The sequence below is a fragment of the Halomonas sp. genome, from assembly GCF_014859505.1.
GTDB lineage: Bacteria > Pseudomonadota > Gammaproteobacteria > Pseudomonadales > Halomonadaceae > Halomonas.
The window spans coordinates 1-4807 of the sequence record NZ_JACUUD010000172.1 but is presented as its reverse complement, the minus strand read 5'-3'; the positions used below and the strand labels follow the sequence as shown (position 1 = coordinate 4807).

Genomic DNA, 4807 nt, shown 5'->3' with positions numbered 1-4807 from the left:
GGTTGAATCCGGCTCATCGGGCTGTCTCCCTGGGGCTATCCTCGAGTGGCTCGTCCTGCCGTTGGCTCAGGTTGTCGCGGCGCGGCAGTGGATTCTCGAGGTCATGCAGCCAGCAGGCGGCCTGGCCAGCGCCGGCCGGCAACAGCTCGGGTCGCTCGGTACGGCAACGCTCGGCGGCGTGGGGGCAGCGCGGATTGAAGGCGCAGCCCGCGGGGATCGCCGCCAGGCGCGGCATGGCGCCCTCGATCTGGTAGAGCCGTTCGCGGCGCTTGGCCAGGCCCGGGATGGAGGCCATCAGTCCCTCGGTGTAGGGGTGGCGGGGGTGGCGGATCACCTCGTTCACCGGTCCGATCTCGATCAACCTCCCGGCATACATCACGGCCACGCGGTCGGCGGTCTCGGCGATCACCCCCATGTCGTGGGTGACCAGCATCACCGCCGCGCCGCGCTCGGCGCAGACTCGCTTGAGCAGTGCGAGGATCTGCGCCTGGACGGAGACATCCAGGGCCGTGGTGGGCTCGTCGGCGATGATCAGCTCCGGCTCCGCGGCGAGCGCCAGGGCGATCACCACCCGCTGGCGCATGCCGCCGGAGAACTGGTGAGGATAGGCGGCAAGCCGCGTCTCCGGGGCGGGAATGCCTACCTCGGTGAGCAGCGCCAGGGCCCGCTCTCGTGCCTGCTTCTCGCTGATCGGCAGGTGGGCGCGCAGGGTCTCCACCAACTGGTCGCCGATGGAGAAGAGCGGATTGAGGCTCGTCAGCGGGTCCTGGAAGATCATGCCGATATGCCGCCCGCGCAGGGGTACGAAGTCCTCCTCGGCCAGGTCGTCGATACGCCGGCCCATCAGGCGGATCTCGCCGCCGGCGATATGACCGGGCGGCTCCAGCAGCCGGATCACCGCGTTGCCGGTCATCGACTTGCCGGCGCCGGACTCCCCCACCACGCCGAGGACCTCACCGGGGGCGATATCGAAGGAGATGTCGTCCAGGGCCACCAGGGTGGCGTGGCGGGTGGGGAACTCCACCCGCAAATGGCGCACGGAAAGCACCGGCGGCTGCCCCACAACGGCAGGTTCTTGGCTACCTGTCGCGACGGCGTTCCGGTCACCTGGGCCGTGTTCAACGGAGCTTGGGGTTGAGGACATCACGCAACCAGTCTCCCAGCAGGTTGACGGAGAGCGCCAGCAGCAGCAGCGCCACCCCGGGGAAGAGCAGGATCCACCACTCTCCCGAGAACATGTAGTCCTGGCCGACCCGGATCAGGGTCCCCAGGCTCGGCTGGGTGGCCGGCATGCCGACCCCCAGGAACGACAGCGTGGCCTCGGCGATGATGGCGAGCGCCAGGCCGATGGTGCCGATCACCAGCACCGGGCGCATCACGTTGGGCAGGATGTGCTGGAAGAGGATGCGGTGATCCGGCAGGCCGATCACCCGGGCCGCCTGCACGTACTCCTTGCCCTTCTCCACCATGGTCGCCCCGCGCACGGCGCGGGCGTACTGCACCCAGTCGGAGAGCCCGATGGCCACGATCAGCACGATGATCGCCACCTCGGCGTGCATGGAGCGCGGCAGGAAGCCGCGGATCACCCCGAAGATCAGCAGCGCCATGAGGATCGAGGGGAAGGTGAGCTGGACATCGGCGATGCGCATGATCAGGGCGTCGCGCCAGCCGCCGCGGAAGCCCGCCATCAGGCCCAGTGCCGTGCCCAGCGCCAGGGCGAAGAGCACCGCGGCGAAGCCCACCAGCAGCGAGATGCGCGAGCCGTAGAGAATCGCCGAGAAGACGTCACGGCCCTGGCTGTCGCTGCCCAGCAGGTAGAAGTTGCCGGTGAAGTCCGAGGTGGTCAGCGGCGGCGTGAAGGCGTCGATCAGCTCCAGCTGGCGCGGGTCGAAGGGGTTCTGCGGGGCGATCCAGGGGGCGAACAGCGCGCCGGCGAACATCGTCAGGGTCACCAGGGTGGCGAGTATCACCACCGGCTGGCGCTTCCAGGAGTAGACGATATCGCTGGCCAGGAAGGTCCGCAGGGCCCCCGGCGGCTTCGCGGCCACGGGCGAGGCGTCGGCTCGTTGCACGTCCTGGCTCATTGGGCACCTCCCTGCACGCGCAGGCGCGGGTCCACGGCGTAGTAGAGCAGGTCAACGATCAGGTTGATGATCACGAACACCAGGGCAATCATCATCAGGTAGGCGGCCATCACCGGCACGTCGACGAAGCGCACCGCGGTGATGAACAACGCCCCCACGCCGGGCCACTGGAACACCGTCTCGGTGATGATGGCGAAGGCGATGATGGTGCCCAGTTGCAGGCCGATGATGGTGATCACCGGGATCAGGGTGTTCTTCAGCGCATGGCGCAGGTTGACCACCCGTTTCGACAGCCCTCGGGCCCTGGCGAACTTGATGTAGTCGGTGCGCAGCACCTCGAGCATCTCGGCGCGCACCAGGCGCATGATCAGCGTCAGCTGGAAGAGCCCCAGGGTGATCGCCGGCAGGATCAGCGACTTCAGCCCGCTGGCGGTAAGCAGGCCGGTGTTCCACCAGCCCAGGTCGACCACCCGGCCGCGACCGAAGGCGGGCAGCCAGCCCAGTTCCACGGCGAAGAGGTAGATCAGCAGGATGCCGATCAGGAAGGTGGGCAGCGACACGCCGATCAGCGAAGCGGTCATGATGAACTTCGACAGCCAGCTGCCGCGCTGGATGGCGGTATAGATGCCGAGCACGATGCCCATGACCACGGCGAAGATCGCCGAGATGATGGCCAGCTCCAGGGTCGCCGGCAGGCGCTCGAGGATCAGGTCACTGACCGACCGGGCCGAGCGATAGGAGATGCCGAACTCGAACTGGGCGGCATTGACGACGAACTGCCAGAACTGCACCACCACCGGCTGGTCGAGCCCGAGCTGAGTGCGCAGCGCGGCGCGGTCGGCCTCGGTGGCCTCCTGGCCGAGCATGTTGAGCACCGGGTCGCCGACGTAGTGGAACAGCGAGAAGGAGATGAGCGCGACCACGAACATCACGAAGATGGCCTGCAGCACGCGCTGGATCAGGAAAGCGAGCATGGGATCACCAATTGACGACGATGCCCCCGGCTGCTTGTGGCGGCCGGGGGCCAGGTCCTTGACGCTTACTGGCTGAAGCGCAGGTACTTGAAGTGCGGCGTGTTCTCGCTCTGCACCTTGAAGTCGATATCGTCGCGCATCGACCAGGTGAGCATCTGGTGGTGGATCGGGATGTAGACGATCTCGTCGTGCACGATCTGCCAGGCCTCTGCAATCATCGCGTTGCGCGTCTCTTCATCGGTCTCCTGGCCCATGGCCACCGTCAGCTCATCCACCCGATCGTCGGAGTAGCCGGTGAAGTTCCAGCTGCCGCGGTCGCCCTCCTTGGTGTGGTAGAGGTAGTTGAAGACGTATTCGGAATCCATGGTGGGCACGCCCCAGCCGAGCATGTAGAAGTCGTACTCCTCGCGGGCCAGCTCGGCGAAGTGCAGCGAGCGGGTCTGGGCCACCAGGTCCACGGTGATGCCGATGCGCGCCAGCATGCTGACCACCGCCTGGCAGATCTGCTCATCGTTGACGTAGCGGTCGTTGGGGCACTGCAGGGTGACGCGGAAGCCGTCGCCATAGCCGGCCTCGGCCATCAGCTCGTTGGCACGGTCGAGGTCGGCGGGCACCACCTCGTCGAGCTGCTCGGAGTAGCCGTTGACGAAGGGTGGCGCGATCATCCCGGCGGGCTCGGCGTTGCCGCGCATCACCGCCCGCTGAATGGTGGTCTGGTCCACGGCAAGATCGATGGCCTCGCGCACGCGGCGGTCGGCGAAGGGGTTGTCGTCGGTGTCGGCGGTGCGCAGCTCGGCGGAGCCCAGGTCCATGCCCAGGAAGATGGTGCGGTTCTCGGCGCCCTGCTCGTTCTTGAGGCCCGGGGCGTTGCCCAGGCGCTCGATGTCCTGCACCGGGGTCTCCTGGAGCAGGTCCACCTCGCCGGAGAGCAGCGCCGCCACCCGGGTGGCCGCCGACTCGATGGGGGTGAAGATCAGCGTGGAGATCTCCATGGGGTAGTGGTCGATGCCCCAGTAGTCATCGTTGCGGACCAGCACGGTGCGCACGTCGGGCTCGCGGCTCTGCACCCGGAAGGGGCCGGTGCCGTTGGCGTTGCGCACCGCAAAGGTCTCCTCCCCGGCGGCGTAGTTCTGGGGCTCCTCGACGCCATGCTCCTGGGCCCATTCGCGGCTCATGATGAACAGGTTGGTGAGGTTGTTGGGCAGCAACGGGTTGGGGTCGTGGGTCTCCACGTGCACCGTGGTGTCATCCTCGGCGCGCACCTCCTTGATGGAGGTGAGCAGGCCGCGCATGTCGGCGTGCTCGTGGCGGGCGCGGTTGAGCGAGAAGACCACATCATCGGCGGTCAGCGCCTGGCCCTCGTGGAAGGTGACCCCCTCGCGGATCTTGAACACCCAGATATGGGGGTCGTCCTGGTGGACGTACCACTCGGTGGCCAGGCCCGGCTGGTACTCCACGTCCATGTCCTGGTAGATGAGGGTGTCGAAGATCTGGTGGTTCAGCGCGTGGGTCGGCCCCTCGTTCTGGGAGTGGGGGTCCAGGGTCAGGCCGTCGGCGGAGCGAGTCCAGCGCAGGGTCTCGGCGTGGGCGGCACTCGCCACCATGGCAGCGGCCACGGCGCTGGCAAGCAGTGTCTTCCTGAGCATCTTGTTGTTCCTCGTTCAAGCGTTTGATGGGCGCATGCCCTGAGCATGGTTCTCCCATAACGTAGACGAGAAAGGAAGGCGCCGGAGGTCAACGCTTTCAGCG

The 4807-nt window shown here is 67.1% G+C and carries 4 protein-coding genes; all 4 read right to left on the bottom strand.

All coding sequences use genetic code 11. The features are described 5' to 3' along the window. Positions 1 to 13: 13 nt before the first annotated feature. Positions 14 to 1039, bottom strand: coding sequence for an ABC transporter ATP-binding protein (locus IBX53_RS14655; protein WP_290910682.1), 1026 nt, complete (start codon positions 1037 to 1039; stop codon positions 14 to 16). A 79-nt stretch (positions 1040 to 1118) separates the two neighbouring features. Then, positions 1119 to 2084, bottom strand: a complete 966-nt coding sequence (locus IBX53_RS14650; protein WP_290910680.1) for an ABC transporter permease — start codon at positions 2082 to 2084, stop codon at positions 1119 to 1121. Beyond that, positions 2081 to 3058, bottom strand: coding sequence for an ABC transporter permease (locus IBX53_RS14645; RefSeq protein WP_290910677.1), 978 nt, complete (start codon positions 3056 to 3058; stop codon positions 2081 to 2083). Before IBX53_RS14645 ends, IBX53_RS14650 begins: the two co-directional genes overlap by 4 nt. 65 nt (positions 3059 to 3123) lie before the next feature. After that, complete coding sequence (locus IBX53_RS14640) at positions 3124 to 4704, bottom strand: ABC transporter substrate-binding protein (protein ID WP_290910674.1); 1581 nt, start codon at positions 4702 to 4704, stop codon at positions 3124 to 3126. Between the last annotated feature and the right edge of the window lie 103 nt (positions 4705 to 4807).

Bases quoted from the DNA above. Each gene is read 5' to 3' on its own strand.
- IBX53_RS14650 (WP_290910680.1), bottom strand. From the start codon at position 2,084: ATGAGCCAGGACGTGCAACGAGCCGACGCCTCGCCCGTGGCCGCGAAG.
- IBX53_RS14645 (WP_290910677.1), bottom strand. From the start codon at position 3,058: ATGCTCGCTTTCCTGATCCAGCGCGTGCTGCAGGCCATCTTCGTGATG.
- IBX53_RS14640 (WP_290910674.1), bottom strand. From the start codon at position 4,704: ATGCTCAGGAAGACACTGCTTGCCAGCGCCGTGGCCGCTGCCATGGTG.